Source organism: Vibrio hepatarius (assembly GCF_001274785.1).
Lineage (GTDB): Bacteria > Pseudomonadota > Gammaproteobacteria > Enterobacterales > Vibrionaceae > Vibrio > Vibrio hepatarius.
In genome coordinates this window covers 536,469-563,147 of sequence record NZ_LHPI01000001.1, presented here as the reverse complement: position 1 = coordinate 563,147, position 26,679 = coordinate 536,469, and the positions used below count along the sequence as shown (strand labels likewise).

The window sequence follows — 26,679 nt, the reverse complement described above, 5'->3', positions numbered from 1 at the left end:
AAACTAGTGATAATGAAAAGCCATCATCTCGCCCTAAAATTAACCAAGAGAAACAAATGCTTGTTGTAAAGTCACTTCACTCTGCTCTTCTTCTCCTTGGTTATTAAAGCGCACTACTTTGTGACAGTAAGCCTGAAGTTCATCTTCGTTATGACTAATCAAAACCAGAGCACAGCCTACGGATTTTGCGCTATTGATGATCAGATTTAGAGTGTCTCTCGCGATGTGTGGGTCCAAGCGCGTGGTTGGCTCATCCGCAACTAACAGCTTTGGCTTTAATAACAACACTCGCAAAATCGCAACGCGTTGCAACTCACCGCCAGATACGTGTTCCGCTGAACGCTCTAAGACCTCAGGCGAGATTTTTAGCTCATCTGCCAAGCGGTCAATTTGCCAAGGTTCAATACTATGAAGCTGACATACATCATTAAGCTGCTTTCTTAACGACACACTCGACGCAAACGACTGTGGAGGGTCTTGGTATAGCTTAAGTCGCTCTGCAGAACCAAATGCCACATAAGAACGTACTTCGCCACTTTGAGGACGTTTTAGACCGAGCAACACGTCAGCGAGCGTAGATTTTCCACAACCACTTGGCCCAGCAAAGCCGACGACTTCACCTTGCCGGATTGAGAATGAAAGCGGTTTAAATAGCGATTTACCACCATAACCAACTTCAAGCTTGTTTAGCTCCAACAGCACTTCTGAATCACAATTGGCAACGGATCGTTCCCAGTAACGACTTGAACGAATCAATGATTGCGAATAGTCATCACTGTGATCATTTTCCCATTCATCGAACGTTTTATTGCATGCCACCCAGCGACCTTTCAACAACACGTACACTTTGCCGCCTAATGCACGGGCAACATCCAGATCGTGTGTAATTGTAATTAGCGCGTGCCGCTGTTTATGTTCCTGCAGCGCGTCAATAACTTGTTGCTTGCTCTGTTTGTCCAATCCTTTCGTCGGCTCATCCGCGATTAATAACTCTCCACCCGCAGCTTGCGCGCACGCAAACGCGCTACGCTGCGCCATACCGCCAGATATCTCAACTGGATATTTGACTGCAGCTTGCTCAAGTGAAAGATTGGCAAGTGTTTTATGAGTATTGTTTAACGCCGTCTGTTTGTTTAGTCCGACAACCCAGCGAAACACTTCATTGACCTGTTCACCTACTTTCATTAACGGACTCAACGCCAGCATTGGTTCTTGTGGCAATACCGCAATGTGCTTGCCCCATAAACTTTGTCGTTGATTGCAATTTAAGTTATCGATGCGTCGCCCGTTCAGCAGGATAGCGCCTTCCGAACGAAACCCTGCCGGTAGATCGCCGAGTATCGCTTTAGCAAACAAGCTTTTGCCTGACCCAGTCTCACCAAGAATTGTGATCGACTCACCTTTATCTAATGACAGCGAAAGTGGCTCGACAACGCACTGCGTACCTTTGTTTACCTGCAATGCACCAAGGTTTAATACCGTCATTTTAATTCCCTTCCTTTGGCTAACGAGTAAAAGCTAAATATCAGCAACATCAGGGTAATAACGGGCTGGACTAAAACCCAAGGAGCCACTTGGTAATACCTGAACAGCTCCACCATCATCATTCCGAGCTCCGCTTGCGGTGGACGCAACCCAACATAAAGGAAACCCAATGAAGCCAGAGCTAGGATGGCGTTTCCTGCGCCAAAACAAGCCAAGGTAAACACATCAGCTTTTAGGTATGGCCACAAATGCATGCGAAAGCGATAAATGCGCCCAAAACCAAGCAGACGTGAATTTTCAAACTCAGGCGATTTGCATAGCTTTTGCGTTCTGCTGCGAATCACGCGAAACAACTCAGCCCACATGGTTAAAGCGATGCCGAGTAACAAAAACGAAAACGAACCGGGAATCAGCGCACCAAACAACAGCACCAGCACCAAACCCGGTAATGCCATCACCATATTGACGAGTACCGAACAGATGCGATCAAACCAACCACCAAACCAGCCCGCGTAGACACCACTGACCAATGCGACCGACACCGCGATCACAACGCTGGAAACGGCGATTAGTAGCGAGTTGCTAATCGCATCGGCCAAACGAGCGGCATTGCTGCGACCGTATTGATCGGTACCAAGTGGCTCAATGAAAGATGGTGTTGCAAAAGCGTTGTCTAAATTCTGTGTCGCGGGATCAGCATTCAATCCCAATTTCACAAACAACGAGAAGCAGACTAATAAAGCGATAATCGAGGTGCTAACAAAATAGCGTTTGGAAAAGCTCATAAAACCACCCTCTCTTGTCTGACTCTTGGGTCAAACACGTAATGGCACACATCCACTGCGGTATTGATAAAAACAAACATCAATCCCATCATGAGCGCCGCACCTTGAATCACAGGTATATCGCGGGCAAATATCGCGTGCGTGAGTGCGTGACCAATTCCAGGCCAAGAGAACAGTGACTCTATCATCACAATCCCTTCAATCAGCCCGACGGTTTGTACGCCTAAAAAGGCAATGATCGGCAAAGCGATGTTTAAACGTGCATGTCTTTCATACGCACGCGACTCACTCAGTCCTTTATAGCGAGCGAAACGATAATAAGTCGAACGAAATACGCCGTAAGCTTCGTTTTTAATCATCCGATTAGAAAGTGCAGCTAAGGTCAATGCGAGTGCGATACTTGGCAACACAATATGTTCTGGTCGGCCAAATCCCGAAACTGGAAACCAGCCTAGATGCAGCGCAAACAAAATGATCAGTACCAGACCAACCACAAATACGGGCGCCGAACGCAGAAATACAGATAGCGACACAGACAATCGGTCAAGCCAACCACCGGGGTACTTACCACAATGAACGCCAACCGGAAACGCAATGAGTAACGAAATCGCTATCGCGCACAGTGCCAAAGCGACGGAGTAACCTAAATGGTGTACCACCGATTCAACTACGGGTTCGCCACTCACCAGAGAGTTGCCCAAGTTGAGATGCAGTAAGTCCCACATCCACGCGATATATTGTTCAAACGGCGAGCGATCAAACCCTAACTCTGATGAAACTAACTGAGCTGCGTCTAAATCGACAAAATCGTAACCATAGCGACCTGCAGCGATACGATAAGCGATATCGCCGGGGAGTAGTCTCATCATCAAAAAGGTAAGACTGCCCACCGCCCAAGCCACAAAGCCGGCTTGCAATAATCGCTTGAGGAGCATGTTAATCATTGAAAGAGAGCTCCGACAATCGGTAATCAATTTCAAACGGGTCGACAACCAAACCTGTTAGTGATTTGTTGTACGCAACATGCTGACTGCTATAAACAATCGGAATAACTGGCAGCTCTTGAGCAAGCACCGTAGCGATACTCTGAGTTAATTGATGCTGCTGCGCAGGATCTGATACTGACACTAACTTGGTTAGGTCGTTCTGCAGTTGTTCAGAGTGCCAGTTCATATGGCCCCAATCGCTACCTTTCTTATTGGTAAAGTCTTTGTATAACACTGGAAGCGGACTGCCTGTCATACCAAAATTTCGCGCGATTAAAGCAAGCTCTAGTGTATTGTCGTGATGGCCCGCAGGAATCACACTTGAATTATCGATACTCACCTCGATCTGAACGCCGATATCCAACAATTGATTTTGCAGTGCTGTCGCGATCATCGGTAATTCTGGTCGGTCAGAGTAGGTTACCAAAGTGAGTTTGAACGGCTTACCTTCACGTTGCAATATACCATTATCGCCTTTTCTCCAGCCCAGTTCGGTAAGTAGCTGGCGAGATAACTCAAGATTTCGTTTCGGCTTATGTTGGTCAACATGCCATTCGTTCTGAGACGAACTAAACAACTGATACGCTTCACTACCCGGCGCATACAACACATTGCTTGCGATCCCTTCACGGTTTATCGCTAAACTAATGGCTTGCCTTGCTTTCGAATCAGAAAGATAAGGGTGGTGATTATTGACTTTCAGCAGCACCGTTCTCGGTAGGTTGACGCTTTGCACTGCAACGTTGTCGGTATTCTCAAGATTCTGCTTACTGATCGCATCAATGGTATAAGCAATGTCGGTTTGGCCACTTTGCACTTGCAACGCTCGGCTTTCAGAGCGGTGTCCCGCTAAGTATTCCACTTTCTCAATGCTGGCTTTATTGCCCCAGTAATCATTGAATCGCGTCAAAGAGACTTTGTGCGGTGCGACTAGCTCTACGACTTGATACGGGCCAGTAGCATTAAATTGGACAATATTACCTTCGCTATCAAAAGAGTCTGCAGAAAGCACACCCAAGCTAAAGTGAGCGAGCGTGTTAAGCAGCGGCAAGTAAGGTGTCTCAAGTACAATCTCCAAATTTTGCCCTTGGGCATTGATTGCTTTTACTGGCACTTTGGCAAACACGCCCGGCATGATCTTAGCGCGCAGTAACGACGCGGCCACATCTTTCGCGCTCAACGATTGTCCATCATGGAATTTGACACCTTGACGGATCTCGAACTGCCAACGCGTGCCGTTTTCGTCGACACTCCAACGCTCTGCCAGCAGCGGGACGACTTCGCCAGTTGTTTTAAGTTGCGTAAGAGACTGAGTGACCCCTAATCGACTGTAGATATGACCATCTTTAGCCATGTCCGTACCGTGAAACTCAAACGGGCCAGAAATAGTAAGCGTGTTATTTGTTGGTTTGGCGGAGTTAATACTCCAAACAAGATAAACGGCGATCATCGCGATCGCCGCAAAAATGATTTTCTTCATGAAATGTAGTAGTCCTGACTTGAATAACGGTTATGTTATAACATAACAATTACTCCAGTCACAACCAAAGTTAAACAAGAATTGTTATTGTTTATTGATCGTGTTTGTCTTTATGTTGTTCGTGCCTCTCTACGGTTTTAAACAGCCCTTCCATCATTGACGTTGGCATTGGGAATAGTATCGTCGAGCTTTTTTCTGCCGCAATTTCCGTTAACGTTTGTAGATAGCGCAGCATGATTGCGTTTGGTTCTTCGGCTAATCGATTTGCCGCCTCGACCAGTTTTTCTGATGCTTCCATCTCACCCGAAGCGTGAATCACTTTCGCTCGACGTGACCTTTCCGCTTCCGCTTGGCGTGCGATCGCTCGTACCATCGATTCATTTAGGTCGACATGTTTAATCTCGACATTCGACACCTTTATTCCCCAACCGTCGGTTCTGGAATCCAAAATTTCTTGGATATCGGTGTTAAGCATTTCTCGGTTTGCGAGCATTTCGTCAAGTTCATGCTGACCAAGAACCGAACGCAATGTCGTCTGGGCGAGCTGTGACGTCGCTTGTAAATAGTTTTCCACGTTAATGATTGCCTTTTGAGCATCAATAACACGAAAGTAAATCACTGCGTTGACTCTGACAGATACGTTGTCACGGCTTATCACATCTTGGCTTGGTACATCCATCACTACGGTACGTAAATCAACACGCACCATTTGTTGAATCAGCGGGATAACGATGATCAGACCCGGACCTTTTACCTTTTGAAATCGACCCAAGAAGAAAATCACGCCGCGTTCATACTCACGTAAAATGCGAAACAAACGAACAGCGACGACCACCACCAACACCACGATTAATATCGGTGTTAGCAGTTCTGTGTTTACTGGAATTTCAGGCATTGTCTTCACTCCTTGGTGCTTTTTTTACCTTTAGTGTTAGCCCATCAATCTCTTCAATACTGACTTTTTCACCTTTACTTACCGGAGCATCACATCTCGCTTCCCAGCGTTCTCCGTCAACATGAACAAAACCGCGATGATTGAAATCATTCAACACCACAGCTTCAGTGCCAATTAGGGCTTCTTCGCCACTTACCACTTGTTTGTGACGCAACTTCATCAGCGTTTTGAGTACAAACAGAATTAACGCAGCCGATGCAAAGGCAATGGCGTAAATCAGCGACATTGAAACTCTCAACTCAGGGAGTTCACTATCAATTAAAAACACCGAGCCGAGCACAAAGGCAACGATCCCACCCGCGCCAAGAATGCCGAAGCTGGGGATCAAGGATTCAGCGATAAACAGTGCGATTCCGAGCAACATCAAACCGAGCCCAACGTAATTAACAGGTAATAACTGGAACGCATATAAAGCGATCAGTAGAGAAATCGCCCCAGTGACGCCCGCAACACCAAAACTTGGGCTGTAGAACTCAAGCAACAGTCCGTACACGCCAATCATCATTAGGATGTAGGCCACATTGGGATCCGTAATGGTCGCGAGAAACTTATTGCGCAGGTCTGGCTCGCGTGGCTCTAACTGAGCGCTGGCGAGATTCAATACCACATCTTGGTTTTCAACTTTGGTAACAAAACCATCGAGTTGATTCAGCAAATCTTGGGGAGATTCCGCCATTACGTTGATCACATTGAGCGCCAAGGCTTCGTTGGCTGACAACGTAGCCGCTTCACGAACCGCTTCTTCTGCCCATTCAACATTGCGCCCACGTAATTGCGCCAAAGAGCGAATATAGGCAATGGAATCGTTGAGGATTTTCTTTTCCATTGCACTAGGCTCACTTGGTTTATCCTCTTTCTCACTACTGGGTGCCACACCACCGCCACCAATCTGAACAGGTGTTGCTGCTCCTAATGTAGTCGCGGTCGACATTGCAGCGACATGACAGGCATAAAGAATGTATGTCCCGGCGCTAGCTGCGCGCGCTCCGGGCGGATAGACCAAACACAAAACGGGAATTTTAGAAACAAGAATGTGTTGATTGATGTCACGCAGGCTTGAACTTAAACCACCTGGGGTATCAATAGAAATAATGAGTGCCGGAGAATGGCCGATGGAGTTGGCACGTTGCAGTTCTTTAATCACATAATCCCCTACAGCAGGACCAATAGCCCCACTGATGGAGATAACTGGAACGGTTGGGGAAGACGCCTTATTTACATCTATCGGCTCAGCCGTCGCCAGTGCAAGATAGCTCAGTAGGCTGAAGATCAGCCCTACCATCACCCGACGATACATAACTTGTTCCGGCTTAGGATCTAGTTATAAGTGTAGTTGAATTTGAGGTTTGCGGATTGAAGTAATAGAAATGAAGTTAGACGCTAGAAACGAAAAAACCAGCCGTAGAGGCTGGTTCTTTGTAAAGAATGGAGGCGCGTCCCGGAGTCGAACCGAGGTCCACGGATTTGCAATCCGCTGCATAGCCACTCTGCCAACGCGCCGTACCAAATTGTTTTCTCGTATGAGATGGTGCCCCGGGCCGGACTTGAACCGGCACAGCGCGAACGCCGAGGGATTTTAAATCCCTTGTGTCTACCAATTCCACCACCAGGGCACACAAATTTCTTTGTGATGCCGTTTAATGCGATAAACACCATCTAAAATTTTGAGGAAAGAATGGAGGCGCGTCCCGGAGTCGAACCGAGGTCCACGGATTTGCAATCCGCTGCATAGCCACTCTGCCAACGCGCCTTTCCTTTCAACGCTTTAGGTTACCCACCGCTGCGTTCGCTGCATACTTTACGGATTGAGCGGTGAGAGTCAAACAAAAAACTTAAATATTTATTCGTTTGCTGAGAATTAGACCAATTAGACGTTTGTTTGATCTAAATTGCCAATTTTTGTACATGCAAAGCGTTATGCAAGCCCCAACGAAACGCGTTCATACTTGGGCAACTTACTCGCCACCAGCTTGTAAGATTGCTCAGAAAGGTCACGAACAAGGCTGTCATCAACATCACCTGGGTAGTACACCGTGATCCAATGACGTTTGTTGGTGTGATAACCAGGAGTGATATCCGCAAATTGAGAAGTCAGCACTTCGCCGTCTTCCGGCTTCACTTTTAACGTCACGTACTCGCGCCCGTCTCTCTGAGCCAAAATGGCGAACATCTTCCCTTTGACCTTAAACACCAACGCTTCTGGTCCAAAAGGAAAGCCAGACTCCGCACCTAAAAATGTCTCTAGATATTCTTCCAGTTCTTTGTTCGTCATTTTGAGCTCCCAGCTTATCGAGATTTTTGGCGATTCACGTACTCTTATTTAACCGCTAATGCCTGACCTTCAAACTTAACTCCGTCCCAGCCAAACTGGATGAAATTACGAATGTTGGCGTGGTCGTCTCCTTGAGGGTTGCCTAACACATCATCACGATAAAAAGCACCGAAGCATGCCAATGTTTCCTGCGGCGTTAGTTCGTTCAGCTTAGCAAACGCGAAGATCTTGCACGAACCGTTATTTTGATTTGCTTCATTGGCGGTTTCACCATTGGTAAAAGCCGTTGGCGTGAAATCGTAGTTAGCGTCGATTGTTGCGATAGTTTGAGCAAATTCGATCGCTTGAGGGTTAGATTTAAGTTGCTGAAGAAAAGTGTTCAATTCCATTTGTCGTGGTCTCTGTTCAAATTAGTGGAATCAGTCTATGACATTGATTCTCTGATCAAAAGACCTACTAACAGAAAAGTACGCTAAAAATGAATCCCACCATCAACTTCAAAGACGCGTGCGGTGATGTAGTCGTTTTCAAAAATGAACTTCGCGGTATCGGCAATTTCAGACGCTTTACCTAATCTTCCTAATGGAATCATCTTCTGTAAGCGTTCGATGGCTTCGGGTTTCATTTGATCGGCCATCGCGGTTTTGATCACTCCCGGCGCAATAGCAGCCGCACGAATACCATAACGGGCGAGCTCTTTGCCCCAAGTCGCCGCTAATGTCGCTACCGCAGCTTTAGACGCTGCGTAATTGGTCTGACCGATATTACCTGCGCGCGCGACACTGGAAATATTGATGATAACCCCTTTACGTTTGGTGTTGATCATTTGGACGGCAGCTTCTCGGCCGCAGAGAAACGTGCCGGTTAGGTTAACGTTAATCACAGCGTTAAACTGCTCAAGCGACATCTTGCTGACTAATCCGCCATCGACTTTAACCAGCAGTCCGTCGCGCAAGATCCCAGCGTTGTTGATTAGTCCATCTAATTGGCCGAAGTCAGCAACGACATCCGCAAAAACTTGCTCCACTTGCTGCTCGTCAGTAACATCGACTGCATAGCAAAGCGCTTTCACCCCCATCATATGGCACTGCTTTTGGGTGTCTTGCAACGCTTGCTCGTTCACGTCGAGCAACGCGAGCTCAGCGCCTTCATGCGCTAAAGTGATCGCCATCATTTGGCCTAAACCCTGAGCCGCGCCAGTTATCGCAATCACGCTTTGTTTTAAGTCCATCGCTTTGCTCCTAGGCTAATTATTTCTTCGATTGATAGAATTCAAACAGACTAGAGAAATCGAGTTCCTCATTCCCGTTCGCGTTATGGAATGCATAAAGATTGCGAGCTAATGCGCCCATCGGTACCGAGGATTGACTTTTCGCCGCGGCATCCAGCCCCAAGCCTAAATCTTTCAGCATTAGTTTACTCATAAAACCCGGCTGAAATTGGTTACTGGCAGGCGCATTGTCCATCACGCCTGGACATGGGTTGTATAACTCCAACGCCCAGTTTCTACCGGAGCTTTGCAACATGATGTTTGAGAGCACTTTCGGATCCAGCCCGTTATCAATACCCAGATTGAGCGCTTCACACGTACCGGACATCAAAATACCCAACATCAGGTTATTGCAGATTTTGCCCATCTGCCCATCGCCTGCTTTTCCCGCGTGGAAAATGTTTTTGCCCATGTGTTTGAGGATCTGCTCTGCTTTGCTGAACGCACTGTCTGTCCCACCCACGATAAAAGTTAACGTCCCGGCTTTCGCACCCGCTACACCGCCTGACACTGGCGAGTCTACAAACTCAAACCCTTTGCTCGCGGCTTGCGCTGCAACAATGCGGGCAGATTCTGGGTCGATAGTTGAAGAATCAATCAGAAACGTATTCTCTTCTATCAGGTTAAGCAGTCCAACGCCGCCACTATGGTCGCCCAGATAAACCGCTCTGACGTGCTCTCCCGCCGGTAGCATGGTAATCACAGTTTGCGCACCCTTGACGGCTTGCTCGATAGAATCGCTTGCAACGGCGCCTTTATCCGCTAACTGGTCGACGGCTTCTTTGACTAAATCAAACACTTGAACACTAAAACCCGCTTTCAAAAGGTTTTCCGCCATTGGCGCGCCCATGTTTCCTAACCCAATAAATGCAATTGTACTCATCGTGATGCTTCCCTTGTCGATCAGTGCTAGTAATGCCCTAGCTGTGATAGCGGATGTTTATCTTCGCTCCAGAACGAAGTAAACAGCTCGTCGATTAACGTTTCATCTACGTCTGCTACCGTGGCAAACTTCCAACGTGCGTTGCCGTCCTTATCGACTAGCTTCGCTCGCACACCTTCTTGAAACTCACCCAATAGCGCACATTTCACCGACAAGGACAGTTCAAGCCTGAAGCAGTCCGCCAGCGAAATATCGTGATAGTCCCTAATCTGGCGATAACAGATATGAGCGGTGATTGGACTGCCTGTTTTGAGATTGTGTTTAGCGCTGTCTAACCATTGGCTCTGCGCTTCGATTGCTAAGATGTTGTCTACGACTTGGATAACACTGTCACCCTCACAAGCTTGCTGGATACGGTCAAATAATGGCAGCAGTTGCGGCTCTGGTTTGGCGCCGCTTTCCACTTCTTCGGCAAAACCTTCCAGAAGCTCGGTGACGACCTCATAAGCGTCTTCAACGCTTTCCCACTCCGCTATTTGTAACTGCTCTAGCAACGTAGGCTTATGTTCCGGCAAAACCATGTGATCAGCGAGATGTGTCGCTATCGCATCACTCGCATTTACGATCACGCCCGTAATACCAAGGAATAGCCCTATGCCTTGGTCAAGTCGGTTCATAAACCAAGTACCGCCGACGTCGGGGTACAATCCGATACCAATTTCGGGCATCGCTAGGCGCGAAGAAGGCGTAACGACTTTGTGGCTAGAACCCATATAAAGTCCCATACCCCCGCCCATAACGATCCCTTCACCCCAGGCAATAATCGGTTTGTAGTAGGTATGGATGAGGTAATCGCACTCGTACTCAACAGCAAAGAAGTGTCTACAGTATTCGACGGTTTCCGACTCAGATTTATCGCGCATTACATCGTGCATGGTTCGAACGTCACCACCCGCGCAAAAGGCTTTTTGCCCTTCCCCTTCCAGCAACACACAAACGATATTGTCATCGTCTTGCCACTGTTCTAGTTTGTCCTTCAGCAGTTGGAGCATGTTGACGGTTAACGCGTTCAATGACGAAGCATTATCTAATCGTGCCACGCCAATTTTGTGTTCGCTGTCGCTACAGGGTAGCTCTGAAAAATGAACGGTCCCCATGATGATCTCTCCTTATGCCTATTGATTCTTCCATTGCGGTTGGCGCTTTTCGAGAAAGGCGTTAACCCCCTCTTTTTGGTCTTCGGTATCAAACAGCTGAACAAACAGTTCACGCTCTTTCACTAACCCGAAGGCAATTGGATGGGTGCGAGCGTTTTGGATCAGCGTCTTACACGCACTCACAGAGCTCGGTGATTGATTGGCGACAGACTCTGCTAATGTGATTGCACTTTGCAATGCGCTACCTTGTTCAACGACCTCTTCAACCAAGCCGATATCCCGCGCTCGCTCTGCACTCATCTGTTCGCCGCATAGGATGATGCGCTTCGCCCAGCCTTCGCCAACTAACGCGGTCAGATTTTGCGTACCGCCAGCACATGGCAATAAACCCACTTTCGCTTCCGGCAGTGCCATTATTGCTTGCTGCTCTGCAATTCGGATATCACACGCCAAAGCGACTTCCAGCCCGCCGCCCATCGCATAGCCATTAATGGCGGCTATCGATACCCCTCTAAAACCGGACAATGCCTCAAAGGCTTCGCCGAAAATACGCGCCATATCGACCGCAACTTGTTTATCGCCTGAAGCAAATAGCTTTAACTCAGCACCAGCGGAGAAAAACTTGTCGCCTTGGCCTGTAATGACCAACGCGTAAACTTCTTTGTTGGCGTTCAACTCGCCGATAAGCTGTTTAAGATACCGTAAGCTTTCTGCTGTCCATGTATTGGCTGGCGGGTTATTCATAGTGAGCGTCGCAACATGGTTTTCTATCACGTAGTCAATGCCACAACTGACAGTTTGATTACTCGACATAGTGCATTCCTTTAGAGTAGTTCTGATCCTTCGGCCAAGAGTCGGCGTGCAATAATTAAACGCATGATTTCATTAGTGCCTTCCAATATTTGATGAACGCGCACATCACGGAAATACCGCTCCAACGGATACTCCTTGATATAACCATAGCCGCCATAAAGCTGGAGCGCTTGGTCACAAACGGCAAAGCCCACATCGGTGGCAAATCGTTTCGCCATCGCGCAATACGCGGTCGCATCCGGTGATTGCTTATCAAGTTTACTGGCAGCTAATCGCACTAACTGCCTTGCTGCAACCAGTTCAGTGGCCATGTCCGCTAACTTAAACTGCAGCGCTTGAAACTGCGCGAGTGGCTGACCAAACTGCTTGCGCTCTTGAACATACTGTGTGGCTTGGTTTAACGCTTGCTGCGCCGTTCCGACTGAGCAAGTCGCGATATTGATTCGCCCACCATCGAGCCCTTTCATCGCAAAGGTAAACCCTTGGCCTTCTACACCAAGTAAATGATTGGCAGGGATTTCGACATTTTCAAAGGTAATTGAGCGGGTTGGTTGGCTGTTCCAGCCCAGCTTGGGTTCTTTGCGCCCATAACTGATACCTTGAGTATCGGCTGGGACAACGAAAGCAGAAATGCCTTTTGCACCGTCGTCTTGGGTACGTGCCATCACTACTAAAACTTGCGTATCACCGGCACCCGAGATGAATGTTTTAGATCCGTTTAAAAGGTACTTATCACCTTGTTTTACCGCTGTGGTCGTCAAAGATGCCGCGTCTGAACCTGCGTTTGGCTCAGTCAAACAATACGAACCTAACCACTCTCCACAAGTCAACTTAGGGCAGTATTGTTGTTTCACATCTTCGGTTGCAAAGCTGGCAATCATCCATGTCACCATATTGTGGATAGTCATAAACGCCGTGGTAGAAGTGCACCCCATCGCCAACTGCTCAAATACGATGGAAGCGTCTAAGCGTCCTAATCCCAGTCCGCCCCGCTCTTGAGGCGTATACAGACTGAGAAAGCCCATCTCTCCCGCTTGTTGAAGCACTTGGGTAGGAAAGATTTGCTTTTCATCCCATTCTGCTGCCATTGGCGCAAGCTGCTCTTTGGCAAACTGGCTAGCAGCTTCCGCAAAGGCGCGTTGGTCTTCGGTCAATTCAAAGTCCATACAACCTCCTATCGCAAATGGATACTCAGGTTTGGTCCGGTTGGAATGTCATCTTCAAACCAGCGAGCGGTGACGGTTTTAGTTTCGGTGTAAAAGCGCACAGCCTGCTTACCATAGGCGTGTAAATCGCCGTAGAAACTGCCTCGCCAACCCGTAAATGAAAAGAATGGTAAAGGCACCGGAATCGGCACATTAATCCCCACTTGCCCTACCTGAATTTCATGTTGATATTTACGCGCTGCTGCCCCATTCGCGGTAAAAATGGAGGTTCCGTTGCCATAAGGATTGTTATTGATAAGCGCGATCGCTTCCTCAAGTGTCTCCACTTCCAAACATACCAAGACAGGGCCAAAGATCTCTTGTTGGTAAATCGACATATCCGTCGTTACCCCGCTAAACAGTGTCGGGCCAACCCAGTTACCATCTGGCAGTCCATCGACCTGACATTGGCTACCATCAAGCTCACATACTGCTCCTTGTGCTTTACCCTCTTCAATCAAGCTAAGCACTCGCTCTTTGGCTTGCTGGCTGATCAGCGGACCATACGCCGCGCCTTCGTCGTTCCACGCTCCAGGCTTCATTTTGGCCATTTCAACTTGGAGATCACTGATCCACTCTTTCGCGCTACCGACAAACACCGCAACAGAAATTGCCATACAGCGTTGGCCTGCAGCACCAACCGATGAGCCAACCAGATTACTTATGACTTGATTTTTGTTGGCATCTGGCATGACAACCATATGATTTTTTGCCCCGGCAAACGCCTGAACTCGCTTGTTGTAACTAGTGCCACGATGATAGATGTACTGCGCGACAGGTACAGAGCCGACAAATGAGACGGCGCGAATCGCAGAATGCTCGAGAAGAAAATCCACCTGCGACTTACCACCATGCACTACCTGTAACACTCCTTTAGGTGCGCCTGCTTGCTCAAATAGCTCCGCTAAACGCATCGAGGTCAGCGGCACTTGCTCCGATGGTTTCAGTACAAAGGTATTGCCCGCGGCAATCGCGAGTGGGAACATCCACAAAGGAATCATCGCAGGAAAGTTAAACGGTGTAATACCACAGCACACACCCAGCGGCTGAATCAGTGAGTAAGTATCGATATCGGATGCGACGTTTTCGACCGTCTCTCCCATCATGTTTGAGGCGATATTGGCCGCTTGTTCTACTACTTCGATTCCACGCCAAACGTCCCCTTTGGCGTCCAAAGTGATTTTACCTGTCTCTTGAGACAGTAACTGCGCCAATTCATCATGGTGCTCTTTGAGTAAATGCTGATACTTGAACATCACACGCGCTCGGTCAGAAACTGCAACCTGCTTCCAACTGACAAATGCCTGCGTTGCACTGTTTATCGCTCGCTCCATTTCCTCGTCCGTTGCACACGGCAATTGAGCAATAGATTGGTTGGTCGCAGGATTGGTCACTTCAATCCATTGGTCGCTTTTCGACTGACAGAACTCGCCATCGATATACAGTGGAACTGACTGCGTCATAGTGATTTCCTTCTTTCTTCTCATACCGGAATTTCAATACCCATTGCGGTTGCCTCACCGCCACCAATACACAGTGAAGCAATGCCTCGCACTCTGCGTTTGTTCTCAGCCACGCCATCCACACCTAACGCCTGCAGTTGCCTTAAACTGTGAATCAATGTGACCAATATTCTCGCGCCACTTGCCCCAATCGGGTGACCTAGCGCACAAGCGCCACCTTTGACGTTGACCTTTTCACTCTCCAGCCCCAGATGTTTCACCGCAATTTGTGCAACAACAGCGAAGGCTTCGTTGATCTCCCAAAGATCAATCTCATCCAGCGTCCAATCTAAGTCCGAAAGCAGCTGCTCCACGGCATAAACCGGGGCGAGCGTAAATTCAGCGGGCGTTCGGGCGTGAGTAGTATGGCCTTTGATGATAGCTAGTGGCTTCAAACCGTGGTGCTGAGCGTATTCTGCAGACATGAGTAACAGCGCAGCCGCACCATCAGCGATAGCACTGGAGTTTGCCGCGGTCACAGAGCCGTCTTTGGCGAATGCGGCTCGTAAGTGGGGAATTTTGTTGATATCGACTGAGCGCGGGATCTCATCGTAATCGAGTGATTCGCCGTTTGATAACTCAAGTGAGGCCAATTCTTCGGCAAATAGATTGCGGTTTTGCGCTTCTAATGCTCGTTGCACCGACATACTCGCCCATTCATCCATTTGCTCACGGGTAAAACCGAGTTTGTCGGCAATCTGCTGACCATAAACGCCCATCAACTCGCCTTCATAAGCGTCTTGCAAGCCATCAAGAAACATATGGTCATACGTCGTTTTATGGCCCATACGCATTCCGCTGCGGGCTTCTTTAAGCAGGTATGGCGCGTTGGTCATACTTTCCATGCCACCAGCAATCGCGCACTGAAAGGTTCCGGCTTGGATTAAATCACTCACCAACATCACCGACTTCATGCCCGAGCCACACACCTTGTTTACCGTTGTACACCCAACAAAGTCGGGTAGCCCTGCACCTAACGAGGCTTGGCGTGCAGGTGCTTGCCCGCACCCTGCTGGCAACACGCAACCCATGTACACTTCGTCGACACATTTTGCAGAAAGGCCGGACGCTTCTAAGGTCGCTTTAATCGCCGCTGAACCCAATTGCGGCGCAGAAAGCTCAGACAATAATCCTTGAAAACGCCCGATTGGCGTACGTTTCGCGGCAACAATCCAGATATCTTTGTCTTGCATGACATAAACCTCATACAGAATGACAACAGCTCTTTTGTTCTGCTCTCCTACTGATGTCAGGCGATGACATCGACCACTACGACTTAGACGCTGCTGTTCACTCCACGGCTAATTTCTTGACGTTTACGTAAGCATAGCACTAACATTTACGTAAACGTAAAGAAACAGATTGTTTACATCCTTTTTATTGAAGCCTTAGCGATAAGTTGGAGAATGTTAGCGAGTGGAAACCTTCAAGATTAGTGACTTAGCCAAAGAGTTTGACATTACGACCCGCAGCATTCGCTTTTACGAGGACGTAGGTCTGATTCAACCCGAGCGCAAAGGCAGCATGCGTATTTATCAACGCCGTGACAAAGTGCGTTTGAAGCTGATCCTACGCGGTAAAAGACTGGGCTTCTCACTGGCAGAAATTAAAGAATTGTTTGCTCTGTACGACACTCACCAAGGTGAAACTCAGCTAATTAAAATGCTTAACATCATTGATGAAAAAGAAGCGGTACTGAAACGTCAACTGGAAGATATCCGCGTTGTGTTGGATGAGCTAGCAGCGGCTCGTGAACGTTGTGAAGAAGCTCTAAAACACGCCAAAGCCAGTTAAACAACACGCTTCGTTTCCCAACGTTAAGCATCACAGAATTTGTTACGCATACCGATTGCAACGACTTAACGACACTGATGTGGTTATGAGGGAAGCACTATGCTGGCTCACTATACTCAACTCAACTTCGGGCTTGGAGAATCGATTGATCTACTAAGAGATCACGTAAACGCGTTTGCTCGTGACACCATTGCGCCCATTGCCGATCAAATCGACCAAGACAACCTTTTCCCCTACCATTTGTGGTCAACGCTCGGCGAAATGGGCATGTTGGGCGTGACCATTGACGAGCAATATGGTGGCGCGGGCATGGGTTATTTGGCCCACGTGATCGCGATGGAAGAGATCAGCCGAGCATCAGCATCGATTGGTCTCAGCTACGGTGCTCACTCTAACTTGTGCGCAAGCCAAATCGCCAGAAATGGCAATGAAGAACAAAAAACCAAGTACTTGCCGAAATTAGTCGATGGTTCTTGGGTAGGCGCACTGGCGATGAGCGAAGCCAACGCGGGCTCAGACGTAATTAGCATGCAATTAAAAGCCACCCAAAACGGCGATCATTACCTGCTCAACGGTTCAAAAATGTGGATTACCAATGGTCCAGACGCGGATGTGGTGGTTGTGTACGCCAAAACAGAGCCAGATGACGGTGCGCACGGCATTACGGCCTTTATCGTCGATAAGTCCGAAGCGTGTTTCTCCTGCGCGCAAAAGCTCGACAAGTTGGGAATGCGTGGCTCAAACACCTGTGAGCTGGTGTTCAAAGACTGCCCCGTCTCCAAAGATAATGTTCTCGGCAAAGTCAACCAAGGCGTCGCGGTGTTAATGAGTGGCCTCGATTATGAGCGCGTTGTGCTTGCTGGTGGACCGCTTGGCATTATGCAGGCGTGCTTAGATCTGGTGGTGCCTTATGTGCATAGCCGCAAACAGTTTGGTCGTGCGATTGGCGAGTTCCAACTAGTTCAAGCAAAAGTCGCCGATATGTACACCAAAAGTAACGCAGCGCGGGCGTATGTCTACGCGGTTGCAGCGGCTTGCGATCGCGGCGAAGCCAACCGTAAAGACGCAGCAGGCGCGATTCTTTATTCGGCTGAGTTAGCAACCCAATTGGCGTTGGATGCCATTCAGCTGCTTGGTGGTAACGGCTATACCAACGAGTACCCAGCCGGACGTTTGCTGCGTGACGCTAAGTTGTACGAGATTGGCGCTGGTACTTCTGAAATTCGCCGTATGCTTATCGGCCGTGAACTGTTTGATGAGTCTCGTTAACGAGGTGTCTATGGCGATCATACAAACAAAAATCAACACCGACTCCCCGCTATACCATAAGAATCATCAACATATGTCTGAGCTGGTCAAAAACCTGCACAGTGACATTGCGACGATCAAGCAAGGCGGCGGTGAAAAAGCGATTGCAAGACAGCGCGCAAAGGGCAAATTGCCCGTCAGGGAACGTATTGCGGCGTTACTGGATAGCGATTCAGATTTCCTTGAAATTGGCCAGTTTGCAGCGTGGCAAGTGTATGACGAATCTATCCCGTGTGCAGGCGTTGTCGCGGGCATAGGCAAAGTCAACGGTATCGACTGTATGGTGCTCGCCAACGATCCTTCGGTCAAAGGTGGAACCTATTACCCGCTTACCGTCAAAAAGCATCTGCGAGCACAGGAAATTGCCCAACGTTGTCACCTGCCATGTATCTATTTGGTTGATTCCGGCGGCGCTAATCTGCCCCACCAATCCGAAGTTTTTCCAGACAAAGACCATTTTGGCCGCATCTTTTTTAATCAGGCACGCATGTCTGCGCAAGGTATTCCACAAATTGCGGTGGTACTTGGTTTGTGTACCGCTGGCGGAGCGTATATCCCCGCTATGGCTGACGTATCAATCATCGTAAAACAGCAAGGCACTATCTTTCTCGCCGGTCCACCATTGGTAAAAGCCGCTACTGGTGAAGTCGTGACCGAAGAAGAGTTAGGCGGCGCAGATGTTCACTGCAAAAAGTCAGGCGTTGCAGATTACTATGCTCAGGATGAACGCCACGCGCTGGAACTGGCAAGACAAGCCATCACCAATACTAACACTGCAAATATTGGTGAGACGCCCGCAAAGTTCGACAAACCGCAATATGACGCCGACGAGTTATACGGCATCGTCAACGCCGATCTTCGGCTCTCATTTGATGTGCGTGAGATTATCGCAAGGTTGGTCGATGGTTCAGATTTTGATGAATTTAAGGCCTTGTATGGGTCCACTTTAGTCTGCGGTTTTGCACGATTGGAAGGACAATTGATCGGTATTGTCGCCAACAACGGCATCTTGTTTTCGGAATCTGCACAAAAAGGCGCGCACTTTATTGAGTTATGCGCGAAACGAAAAATCCCACTACTCTTTCTACAAAACATCACCGGATTTATGGTCGGTAAAAAGTACGAAGAAGGCGGGATTGCAAAACACGGCGCGAAGCTTGTTATGGCAGTTGCGTGTGCGGATGTGCCAAAGTTCACCATCATCATTGGTGGCTCGTATGGTGCAGGAAACTACGGCATGTGTGGTCGGGCTTACGACCCAACCATGATGTGGATGTGGCCAAACGCGCGGATATCGGTCATGGGTGGCGAACAAGCCGCGGGGGTACTCACTCAAGTTAAAGGCGAGGTATTGCAACGCAGTGGGAACCGTTGGAATGACGAAGAGCAGCAAGCATTTAAGCAATCTATCGTTGAACTGTATAACCGACAAGGCCACCCTTATTACGCTAGCGCTCGGCTATGGGATGACGGCATCCTCGACCCGAAAGACACGAGAAAGGTGCTTTCACAAGCGTTGAAGGCCGCACTCAACGCACCGATCCAAACCAGCGAATTCGGCATCTTCCGAATGTGAGGAGTAAAGCAATGGAAGGACAAATTCACCACGGAGATTTGCTCAGTTCAGTCGATAAGAACGGGGTGGCAACATTGACGCTCAATCGAAGCGATAAGCATAATGCGTTCGACGCCGACTTAATTCAGCAGTTGATTTCTGAGTTGGAAAGGCTGTCAAACGCAGCGAACGTGCGTTGTTTATTGTTACGTGGTAACGGAAAGCATTTCTCCGCTGGCGCTGATCTCAACTGGATGCGCTCCATGGCGCAGCAAGATCAACAGCACAACGTTGATGATGCTGCACAGCTCGCGCATTTAATGAAACTCCTCGATACCTTCCCTCACCCAACCATCGTTTATGTCCACGGCTGCGCGTTTGGTGGCGCACTTGGGTTAATTTGTTGTTGTGACATTGCCCTTGCCGATATCGAAGCCAGTTTTTGTTTGAGTGAAGTCAAACTAGGCTTGGTCCCTGCTACTATTGCGCCTTATGTCTGTCGAACGATGGGGGCTCGTTTAGCGCGGCGCTATATGTTGACCGCAGAATCTTTTGATGCCGAACAAGCTCAGCAAATGGGCATTGTTCATCACCTTACCACTACCAACACCGCAGAGGCAACGCTGTCCAAATTCGTTGGTTTGGTGTTGGCCAATAGTCCTGCGGCGATGAGCAGCGCCAAAGAGCTGATTCACCACTGTAGCGAGCAACCCATCAACGCCAAACTCATTGACTACACCAGCGAGCTTATTGCCCAAGTCCGTGTTTCGGAACAAGGGCAAGAAGGCTTAAACGCGTTCTTGGAAAAACGTACGCCTGTGTGGCAGAAAGGACATCCAGACAATGGCTAATCAAGCATTGCCTGACTCGGTCACCATTGTTGAAGTCGGTGCTCGCGATGGTCTCCAAAATGAAAACTCCGTCTCGACGCAGGCAAAAGTTGAGTTGATAAACAACTTGTCCGCATCGGGTTTAAAACACATCGAAGCGGGTTCGTTTGTCTCTGCCAAGTGGGTGCCTCAAATGGCGGATTCGTATGAAGTAATGTCGGCAATCAACCGTGAACCCAATGTCATCTATTCTGCTCTGACCCCGAATCTCGTTGGATTTGAGAAAGCTCTGAAAGCGAATGCGAACCAAGTCGCCGTGTTTACGTCCGCCTCGCAAGGGTTTTGCCACCACAATATTAATTGCTCGATTGAAGAAAGCATCGAGCGGTTTGCTCCTGTGATTGAACAAGCTAAAGCAAAGAATATCCCAGTGCGTGGCTATCTCTCTTGTGTGATTGACTGCCCTTATGAAGGCCCCACTCATCCTGACAATGTCGCCAAAGTAGCAAGAGCATTGCTCGACTTAGGCTGCTATGAAATTTCGCTCGGCGACACCATAGGCACAGGCACACCAGTTAAAGTCGCGCGCATGCTAGAAGCATTGATGACTCAAGTGCCAGCAAGTCAGCTCGCGGTGCACTTTCATGATACCTGGGGACAGGCTCTTGCTAACATTTATCAAGCGCTACAGATGGGGATCAGCGTGGTGGATAGCAGTGTCGCTGGCCTAGGTGGCTGCCCTTACGCTCACGGTTCATCGGGAAACGTAGCCACCGAAGATGTGCTCTACTTGTGTCAAGGGTTAAATATCCATACTGGTGTCGATTTACAACAAGTGGCTCGTTCGGGTTGGCAGATCAGCGATGAACTCAAGCGCCAACCAACCTCTAAAGTCTCGCTGGCGCTACGCGCACTTAACAAGTAACCTCATTGGCCTCTGATTTATTGGGAGCTGGTTTATATGCTTGAAGAAACAAGCACCCCATGATCAGCAACACACCTACCCAGCCAGAAACCGCAATATGCTCACCGACCACAATCACCGCAAACACTGCTGCTACCGCTGGTTCAAACAAAGTCAGCAAGCTCGCCTTACTGGCAGCAACCACTCTTAAACCGTAACCAAAACACACGTAACCAATAAACATCGGGATCAGTGCCATATAGAGCACCACTGCAGTATTGGTGGCGGTTGCAAATAAGTTCTCACCCGTAAATAACAATGTCGGCAGCAATAACATCGCACCGCAGCCAAAAATACTGCCCATCGCAGAGGTTGAGCTGACGCCATGAGTAATCAACTCCTTCGCTGCCCAAGCATAAAGCGCGTATGACAACCCAGCAATCAAACCAAGAGCAATGCCTAGATAGTGATAATTCGTCTCTTCAGCGACTTGGCTCACTGGCTCGGCGAACGTGAGTAAAGCTATACCAACCGTACCTAATAACAAGCTATAAACCCAGCGTCGGTCAATTTGATTATTTTTGCTAAAAAGGTGCTCTAGAGCAGCGACAAAAAATGGTGCACTTGCGATGGAAACGACCGTACCAATCGCTACACCAGATAACCGCATCGAGCTATAAAATGCCATTGGATAAACCGCTAATGCCAGTGCTCCAAACAGTAGAATTTTAAAGTTTGCGGCTATCAGCCTGCGTTCTCTTGCAAGGTTTCGAAAAGCAACGACAGCCAGCAACAGCCCGCCGACTCCCATTGAAAAAGCACCGACAGCGAGTGGACTAATTGACGGAGCAAACGAAGCTGCCGTCCCTGTTGTTCCCCACAACAAAGACGCAAACAAAATTGCACTGATTCCATAAGCTTCTGCTTTGTGATTGGTTATTTGATGCTTCATTTTGATCCCTGAGCTCGTCAATTTCTAACGTCAAGGTTAATCAAATTTCAACTTAAATACTTTGCAGATAAGACGCCATGTTTGTTTAAGCAGACTCAATTAACTGCGAATTTGACGAGGAGAGCGACCAAAAAAGGCGGAAAAACGTCGGCTAAACGCAGACATATCGTTGTAGCCAACCTGCTCCGCAATTAACTGAACAGGCATATCAGTGTGTGTTAACAGCGCTTTGGCTTTTTCCATTCTCTGCTTGGTCACATACTGGAGTACACTTGTTCCGCAAGCTTGGCGAAATAGCTTTTTAAACTGGGTCGGACTCAAACACGCCAATTTGGCTAAGTCTTCAATCACAAAATGAAGAGAAAGGTCATTTTGAATATGCTGGATAGCGGCACGAATACGCGGGTCAAGTTGTTCGTCTGCTTGCTGCTGTGCCAACAACATGGAAAACATCACCACCATCGCATTCTCTATAGAGCGGTCAACTCGGTGTTCCAATTGTTGTTCAATAAAAGAAAGGTAACTTCTCAGTGGGCTAGAAATCGGAAAAACCAAAGACTCCATGCTCAATAGGTTTTCAGGCAAAGTGTTTAAGTCGGAGACAATAAATCGCGCCGCTTCATTCGCTCTGAAATGATGAAACTGACCAGACTGAATCACCACGCACTCACCTACCGACACTTTGCCTTGATAGCCTTCAAGCTCGATATTGATTGAACCAAGAATTGGCAATACCAATTGATGATGTGAATGCGCATGCCCACGACGCTGTTTGCTGTAGGCTCTGATGGTTAAACTGTCTTCCATGACGATGATTCGATTCAGTGACTGAGTTAGCCCGTTATACAATATTTCCGCGTCACCGTCATTGAGCGCTGGTTAACACTTCTCAGCAGTAAAAGTTTCTACTAACTCAATAAATATCTTTTGCTGGCAAACGTGTTGCATAAGAACTAGAATCAAAACTTTGGTTTGTATGACACAAATTTGTCATGCAATTTATACATTGATACAGATATGAAGCCGTCCCATTTTATGAGGCGGCCTTTTATTTGGGAGTTTCAAAATGTCTGATAACAACTCGATCTACATTTCTAGTCTAGACATGAACAGAATTACCGCGTTGCTAGATAAGATGCCTAACCTAGCAAGCGATCTTGTCCAACTGGATGCGGAGCTGGATCGTGCTACGGTGCTTGAGCCGAATGAAATGCCACCAAACGTGGTCACCATGAATTCAACGGTAGTGTTTAAGTTTACCGACAGCGACAAGACCATGACAAAAACATTGGTCTATCCTTCAGAGCTAAAAAGCAGTGATGATGTGTCTATCTTTGCTCCTGTTGGTAGTGCGCTTATTGGGCTATCTGTTGGTCAACAGCTCGCTTGGCCGATGCCGAACAAACAAACTAAAACGATCGAAATTGTCGATGTCGTTTATCAGCCTGAGCGTTGTGGTGCTCTAAACCGCTAACCCTCAGTGTTCCAGGTGCAAAGGCAGAGCACTTTGCACCAGGAGAGCCCCTTAAATCCCAGTCTATTCCTCTACTTCTTCCCCGTTTTTCAAGACAAAACATACTCATTGCACCACTGTAGCACGAATAATTTTGAAATTGCTATTGATTCGTAGATACTGATACGACATACATATCAACGACTCGTATAAACGAGCTCAATATTCAATTCGCTTCAAATACTAGGACACTACATGCAAAGTAATGCAGCAAATGGAGGAGCTGAATTAGACCAGCTTCATCTGTTTACTCGAAAAGACGTCTGGCAAGGCTTCACGCAATTGGTACCTCTTTCATTTTTCGTCGTCATTTTTGGTATCGCCTTTGGTGTCGCGGCCGTACAAACAGGCTTAGAACCTTTCCCTATCATGTTGATGAGTACGCTGGTGTTTGCTGGTGCATCTCAGTTTGCAACACTAGAAATGTGGGGCGAACAGGTTCCGCTCGTCCCCGTTTTGATTACTGTATTTGCCATTAATGCGCGCCACTTATTGATGGGCGCCACGCTCTACCCTTGGCTGCGTCACCTATCGCCAGCAAAACGATACGGCGTGATGTTGTTTGCGTCTGACGCCAATTGGGCGTTGTCGATGAACGCATTTGGACGCAAAGAACCTGGGCTAGGTTTACTGCTGGGTGGGGGGATCGCGCTATGGTCTTTTTGGATAGTCGGAACCTGGCTCGGTTTCTATTTTGGTAACGCAATCAAAGACCCTGTCAGTCTTGGCTTAGACATGGTCATGGGTTGTTTCCTACTCTCTATGATTGCAGTCGGGCCTAAGAACTTACGTATTTTCGTCATTTGGGCGGTCGCCGCGGGATCTTCTCTCATGGCGTATTGGTACTTACCTGAAAATACTCACGTGGTTGTCGGCGCTCTAGCAGGCGGGACCCTTGGCGCGTTCTGGACGGAGAAGAAAAAATGAATATTGAAACCACAGACGGCGGCACGATCTTAATCATTCTCGCCATGGCGTTAGTGACATTAATCACGCGCTGGGGCGGCGTCTTTGTGATGTCATTTATCCCGATTGGATACCGCGTTCAGCAATTTATCACCGCGATGTCTGGCTCTGTGTTAGTCGCTCTCCTTGCCCCCTTAGCGGTTGAAGGTGACGCTGGCGCTAGAATGGCATTGCTTTCCACAGCAGTAGTCATGCTGGTTTGGAAAAAACCACTACCAGCCATTTCAGCTGGTCTGATCGCGGCAGCGTTAGTTAGGGCAATGTAACGTCCTAACCACATAAAACCATTTAACTCCCATCTTGATGTGGCTTTGCGTAACCGTTGAGCCACTCTCTTCTCAGAGTGTATCTACCACTATCTTTAGTTATCTTCGCACCATAGGATGCTCTGGAACGTATTGTATGAGATCCCATAAATTTCCATATAAATCTTCGAATACCGCGACAGTGCCATATTCTTGAACTTTAGGTTCGCGAATAAAATGAATCCCGATTGACGTCATAAATTCATAGTCGCGCCAAAAATCATCGGTACTAAGAAACAAAAACACGCGACCACCGGCTTGATTACCAATAAAATCATGTTGTTCAGGTTTAGAGGCTTTAGCCAACAACAAGGTCACACCGTGCGAGTTAGGCGGCGCCACCACTACCCAGCGCTTGTCTTGTTCGGGCTGATATGTATCGTCGATTAACTCAAATTTAAGTTTGTTCACGTAAAAGTCTATCGCTTCGTCATAATCGTTAACGACCAATGCGATATGGACAATATTCTGTTTCATAACTGGCCTATTTTTGTGGCTGAACATGATTAGATGTGAAGGTAATTGTCGCAACTGTACCCACATCTTCTTGGCTTTGTATTGTAAATTGCCAACAAAAGCGCTGGCATAAGTCTTCAATCAAAATCAGCCCTAAGCCGTGGCCATCTTCGAACGGCTGATCGATAAAACCAATGCCTTCATCCATGACTGAAATTGAATCTTGGCTCATTTTGACTGTGATTTTGCCACTCTCACAGGCAGACACCGCATTACGGATCAAGTTGCCAATCACCATATTGAGTACAGCATGACTCGCATTGATTGATGGTTGCCCACTCACTTCAAGCTCGATACTGACTTCGTCTAACGGCCCCTTACGGAAATTGCTGCTAACAATCTTTTCTAACTCTTCCTCTGTCACGAGCCTGAATTCAGCGGATTCTTTGTCTCGTTCATAGCGGACAAGGCTGAGTAAGGCATCCACTATCGACATCATTTGGTTTGCAGATTCATCGATCAAAGTCAGCTGTTTGATTTGGAATGGGCTGTTTTCTTGGCGCTGCAACAAGCTGCTAGCGCCTTTAATGACGGTCAACGGCGTTCTAAGTTCGTGGCTGGTATAGCGGGAAAACGCTCGTTCACGGCGGATTAGCGAAACTAACTCTTGGTTGTGGCGATTGAGTTGTTCGGTCAATTGAGTGAATTCCAACGCCGCATGCGGACTAACAGAGAAGCGACGATTTTTGTCTTCACCATTTTGTCTAAGCTGCTTGGTTAAGCTATTAAATGGCGAGATGAGGCTATTTGATAAAAGAATAAGCAGGATGGTAAAGATGGTCATCAAACAGGCAAACACACCCACCGCAATTTTAAGGATAAAGTCGAACTCAGAGTCGCTCAATTCGATATCGTCTATTTTGCTGAGCAAGATAATTGGCTTAGCGACGCCGTTGTCTTGGTATTCACCGATATATAACATTCTTGACGCTTCACCTTCTCCACCCACTTCACCGTGAAACGAACGTTTGCCTTGCGCGTACTGCAAATAATGCGGTGGGACGAGGTCAAAGTCATTGTAGGCATCGGTTAAAAAGTCGATGGTCAACTTCCCTTCCTCACCATTTAAATAACGTTCAATAGCGACTTTGGAGTCTAACGCGATTCTTTTCACGCCAACTTCATCTTCCGCCCAATAAATGGTGAAGACGAACATAAAGTAAAACGCCAGCCCAATAAATAAAGACACGCCGACAAAGAACAATGCCAGGCGTGTCGTAAGACTTTTCGTCGTATTGCTGAT

Annotated in this window: 27 protein-coding genes and 3 tRNA genes; 8 read left to right on the top strand and 22 right to left on the bottom strand. The window is 47.9% G+C overall.

The features are described 5' to 3' along the window. Positions 1-39: 39 nt before the first annotated feature. The 18 genes from AKJ31_RS02540 to AKJ31_RS02455 all read right to left on the bottom strand — a co-directional run bounded on the left by AKJ31_RS02540 (position 40) and on the right by AKJ31_RS02455 (position 15,986). Complete coding sequence (locus AKJ31_RS02540) at positions 40-1,485, bottom strand: ABC transporter ATP-binding protein (RefSeq protein ID WP_053407514.1); 1,446 nt, start codon at positions 1,483-1,485, stop codon at positions 40-42. Then, entirely contained in the window at positions 1,482-2,270 is a 789-nt protein-coding gene (locus AKJ31_RS02535; protein ID WP_053407513.1) for an ABC transporter permease, read from the bottom strand. The genes AKJ31_RS02540 and AKJ31_RS02535 overlap by 4 nt, the downstream gene beginning before the upstream one ends. Beyond that, positions 2,267-3,214, bottom strand: a complete 948-nt coding sequence (locus tag AKJ31_RS02530; protein ID WP_053407512.1) for an ABC transporter permease — start codon at positions 3,212-3,214, stop codon at positions 2,267-2,269. The genes AKJ31_RS02535 and AKJ31_RS02530 overlap by 4 nt, the downstream gene beginning before the upstream one ends. Then, positions 3,207-4,736, bottom strand: coding sequence for an ABC transporter substrate-binding protein (locus AKJ31_RS02525; protein WP_053407511.1), 1,530 nt, complete (start codon positions 4,734-4,736; stop codon positions 3,207-3,209). Before AKJ31_RS02525 ends, AKJ31_RS02530 begins: the two co-directional genes overlap by 8 nt. A gap of 91 nt (positions 4,737-4,827) precedes the next feature. Continuing rightward, positions 4,828-5,631, bottom strand: coding sequence for a slipin family protein (locus AKJ31_RS02520; RefSeq protein WP_053407510.1), 804 nt, complete (start codon positions 5,629-5,631; stop codon positions 4,828-4,830). Next, on the bottom strand, positions 5,624-6,988 hold the full coding sequence (locus AKJ31_RS02515; RefSeq protein WP_053407509.1) for an NfeD family protein: 1,365 nt from the start codon (positions 6,986-6,988) through the stop codon (positions 5,624-5,626). Before AKJ31_RS02515 ends, AKJ31_RS02520 begins: the two co-directional genes overlap by 8 nt. 129 nt (positions 6,989-7,117) lie before the next feature. Next, a tRNA-Cys gene (locus tag AKJ31_RS02510) sits at positions 7,118-7,191 on the bottom strand. A gap of 26 nt (positions 7,192-7,217) precedes the next feature. Beyond that, positions 7,218-7,304, bottom strand: a tRNA-Leu gene (locus AKJ31_RS02505). Between the two features lie 63 nt (positions 7,305-7,367). Beyond that, positions 7,368-7,441 (bottom strand) — tRNA-Cys (locus AKJ31_RS02500). Positions 7,442-7,606: 165 nt separating this feature from the next. Then, a complete protein-coding gene (locus tag AKJ31_RS02495) occupies positions 7,607-7,963 on the bottom strand; it encodes an MmcQ/YjbR family DNA-binding protein (protein ID WP_053407508.1) in 357 nt (118 codons plus the stop codon). A gap of 44 nt (positions 7,964-8,007) precedes the next feature. After that, positions 8,008-8,352, bottom strand: coding sequence for a HopJ type III effector protein (locus AKJ31_RS02490; RefSeq protein WP_053407507.1), 345 nt, complete (start codon positions 8,350-8,352; stop codon positions 8,008-8,010). 83 nt (positions 8,353-8,435) lie between these two features. Then, positions 8,436-9,194, bottom strand: a complete 759-nt coding sequence (locus AKJ31_RS02485) for an SDR family oxidoreductase (protein WP_053407506.1) — start codon at positions 9,192-9,194, stop codon at positions 8,436-8,438. 19 nt (positions 9,195-9,213) lie between these two features. Further along, positions 9,214-10,116: a 3-hydroxyisobutyrate dehydrogenase gene (gene mmsB, locus AKJ31_RS02480; protein WP_053407505.1), complete on the bottom strand. Its 903-nt coding sequence runs from the start codon at positions 10,114-10,116 to the stop codon at positions 9,214-9,216. 26 nt (positions 10,117-10,142) lie between these two features. After that, a complete protein-coding gene (locus AKJ31_RS02475) occupies positions 10,143-11,276 on the bottom strand; it encodes an enoyl-CoA hydratase/isomerase family protein (protein WP_157052298.1) in 1,134 nt (377 codons plus the stop codon). A 15-nt stretch (positions 11,277-11,291) separates the two neighbouring features. Next, positions 11,292-12,086, bottom strand: coding sequence for an enoyl-CoA hydratase (locus tag AKJ31_RS02470; RefSeq protein ID WP_053407503.1), 795 nt, complete (start codon positions 12,084-12,086; stop codon positions 11,292-11,294). A gap of 11 nt (positions 12,087-12,097) precedes the next feature. Then, on the bottom strand, positions 12,098-13,252 hold the full coding sequence (locus AKJ31_RS02465; RefSeq protein ID WP_053407502.1) for an acyl-CoA dehydrogenase family protein: 1,155 nt from the start codon (positions 13,250-13,252) through the stop codon (positions 12,098-12,100). Between the two features lie 8 nt (positions 13,253-13,260). Next, the gene (locus AKJ31_RS02460) at positions 13,261-14,754 is read right to left on the bottom strand and encodes a CoA-acylating methylmalonate-semialdehyde dehydrogenase (protein WP_053407501.1); all 1,494 of its coding nucleotides are present in this window, start codon (positions 14,752-14,754) and stop codon (positions 13,261-13,263) included. 20 nt (positions 14,755-14,774) lie between these two features. Next, positions 14,775-15,986, bottom strand: a complete 1,212-nt coding sequence (locus tag AKJ31_RS02455; protein ID WP_053407500.1) for a thiolase family protein — start codon at positions 15,984-15,986, stop codon at positions 14,775-14,777. Between the two features lie 223 nt (positions 15,987-16,209). On the opposite strand from AKJ31_RS02455, the gene AKJ31_RS02450 reads away from it, so the two are divergent. The 5 genes from AKJ31_RS02450 (at position 16,210) to AKJ31_RS02430 (ending at position 21,205) form a co-directional block, all read left to right on the top strand. After that, positions 16,210-16,587: a MerR family transcriptional regulator gene (locus tag AKJ31_RS02450; RefSeq protein ID WP_053407499.1), complete on the top strand. Its 378-nt coding sequence runs from the start codon at positions 16,210-16,212 to the stop codon at positions 16,585-16,587. Positions 16,588-16,686: 99 nt separating this feature from the next. Continuing rightward, positions 16,687-17,856, top strand: coding sequence for an isovaleryl-CoA dehydrogenase (locus AKJ31_RS02445; protein WP_053407498.1), 1,170 nt, complete (start codon positions 16,687-16,689; stop codon positions 17,854-17,856). A 10-nt stretch (positions 17,857-17,866) separates the two neighbouring features. Continuing rightward, complete coding sequence (locus tag AKJ31_RS02440; protein WP_053407497.1) at positions 17,867-19,471, top strand: carboxyl transferase domain-containing protein; 1,605 nt, start codon at positions 17,867-17,869, stop codon at positions 19,469-19,471. Positions 19,472-19,482: 11 nt separating this feature from the next. Then, positions 19,483-20,301, top strand: a complete 819-nt coding sequence (locus AKJ31_RS02435) for an enoyl-CoA hydratase-related protein (protein ID WP_053407496.1) — start codon at positions 19,483-19,485, stop codon at positions 20,299-20,301. Next, a complete protein-coding gene (locus AKJ31_RS02430) occupies positions 20,294-21,205 on the top strand; it encodes a hydroxymethylglutaryl-CoA lyase (protein ID WP_053407495.1) in 912 nt (303 codons plus the stop codon). Before AKJ31_RS02435 ends, AKJ31_RS02430 begins: the two co-directional genes overlap by 8 nt. On the opposite strand, the gene AKJ31_RS02425 is transcribed toward AKJ31_RS02430, so the two are convergent. After that, positions 21,195-22,136 (bottom strand): DMT family transporter, encoded by a 942-nt coding sequence (locus AKJ31_RS02425; RefSeq protein ID WP_053407494.1) that lies wholly within the window; start codon positions 22,134-22,136, stop codon positions 21,195-21,197. The two genes, AKJ31_RS02430 and AKJ31_RS02425, sit on opposite strands and share 11 nt — an antisense overlap. Before the next feature lie 99 nt (positions 22,137-22,235). Beyond that, positions 22,236-22,943: a helix-turn-helix domain-containing protein gene (locus AKJ31_RS02420; RefSeq protein WP_053407493.1), complete on the bottom strand. Its 708-nt coding sequence runs from the start codon at positions 22,941-22,943 to the stop codon at positions 22,236-22,238. A 259-nt stretch (positions 22,944-23,202) separates the two neighbouring features. On the opposite strand from AKJ31_RS02420, the gene rnk reads away from it, so the two are divergent. From rnk to AKJ31_RS02405, 3 genes are all read left to right on the top strand, one after another. Next, the gene (rnk, locus tag AKJ31_RS02415) at positions 23,203-23,610 is read left to right on the top strand and encodes a nucleoside diphosphate kinase regulator (protein WP_053407492.1); all 408 of its coding nucleotides are present in this window, start codon (positions 23,203-23,205) and stop codon (positions 23,608-23,610) included. Between the two features lie 234 nt (positions 23,611-23,844). Then, a complete protein-coding gene (locus AKJ31_RS02410) occupies positions 23,845-24,576 on the top strand; it encodes an AzlC family ABC transporter permease (protein WP_053407491.1) in 732 nt (243 codons plus the stop codon). After that, on the top strand, positions 24,573-24,881 hold the full coding sequence (locus tag AKJ31_RS02405) for an AzlD family protein (protein ID WP_053407490.1): 309 nt from the start codon (positions 24,573-24,575) through the stop codon (positions 24,879-24,881). Before AKJ31_RS02410 ends, AKJ31_RS02405 begins: the two co-directional genes overlap by 4 nt. A 99-nt stretch (positions 24,882-24,980) precedes the next feature. On the opposite strand, the gene AKJ31_RS02400 is transcribed toward AKJ31_RS02405, so the two are convergent. Together AKJ31_RS02400 and AKJ31_RS02395 are read right to left on the bottom strand one after the other, a co-directional pair. Next, positions 24,981-25,397, bottom strand: a complete 417-nt coding sequence (locus AKJ31_RS02400; RefSeq protein WP_053407489.1) for a VOC family protein — start codon at positions 25,395-25,397, stop codon at positions 24,981-24,983. A 7-nt stretch (positions 25,398-25,404) separates the two neighbouring features. Further along, entirely contained in the window at positions 25,405-26,592 is a 1,188-nt protein-coding gene (locus AKJ31_RS02395; RefSeq protein ID WP_083439941.1) for a sensor histidine kinase, read from the bottom strand. Between the last annotated feature and the right edge of the window lie 87 nt (positions 26,593-26,679).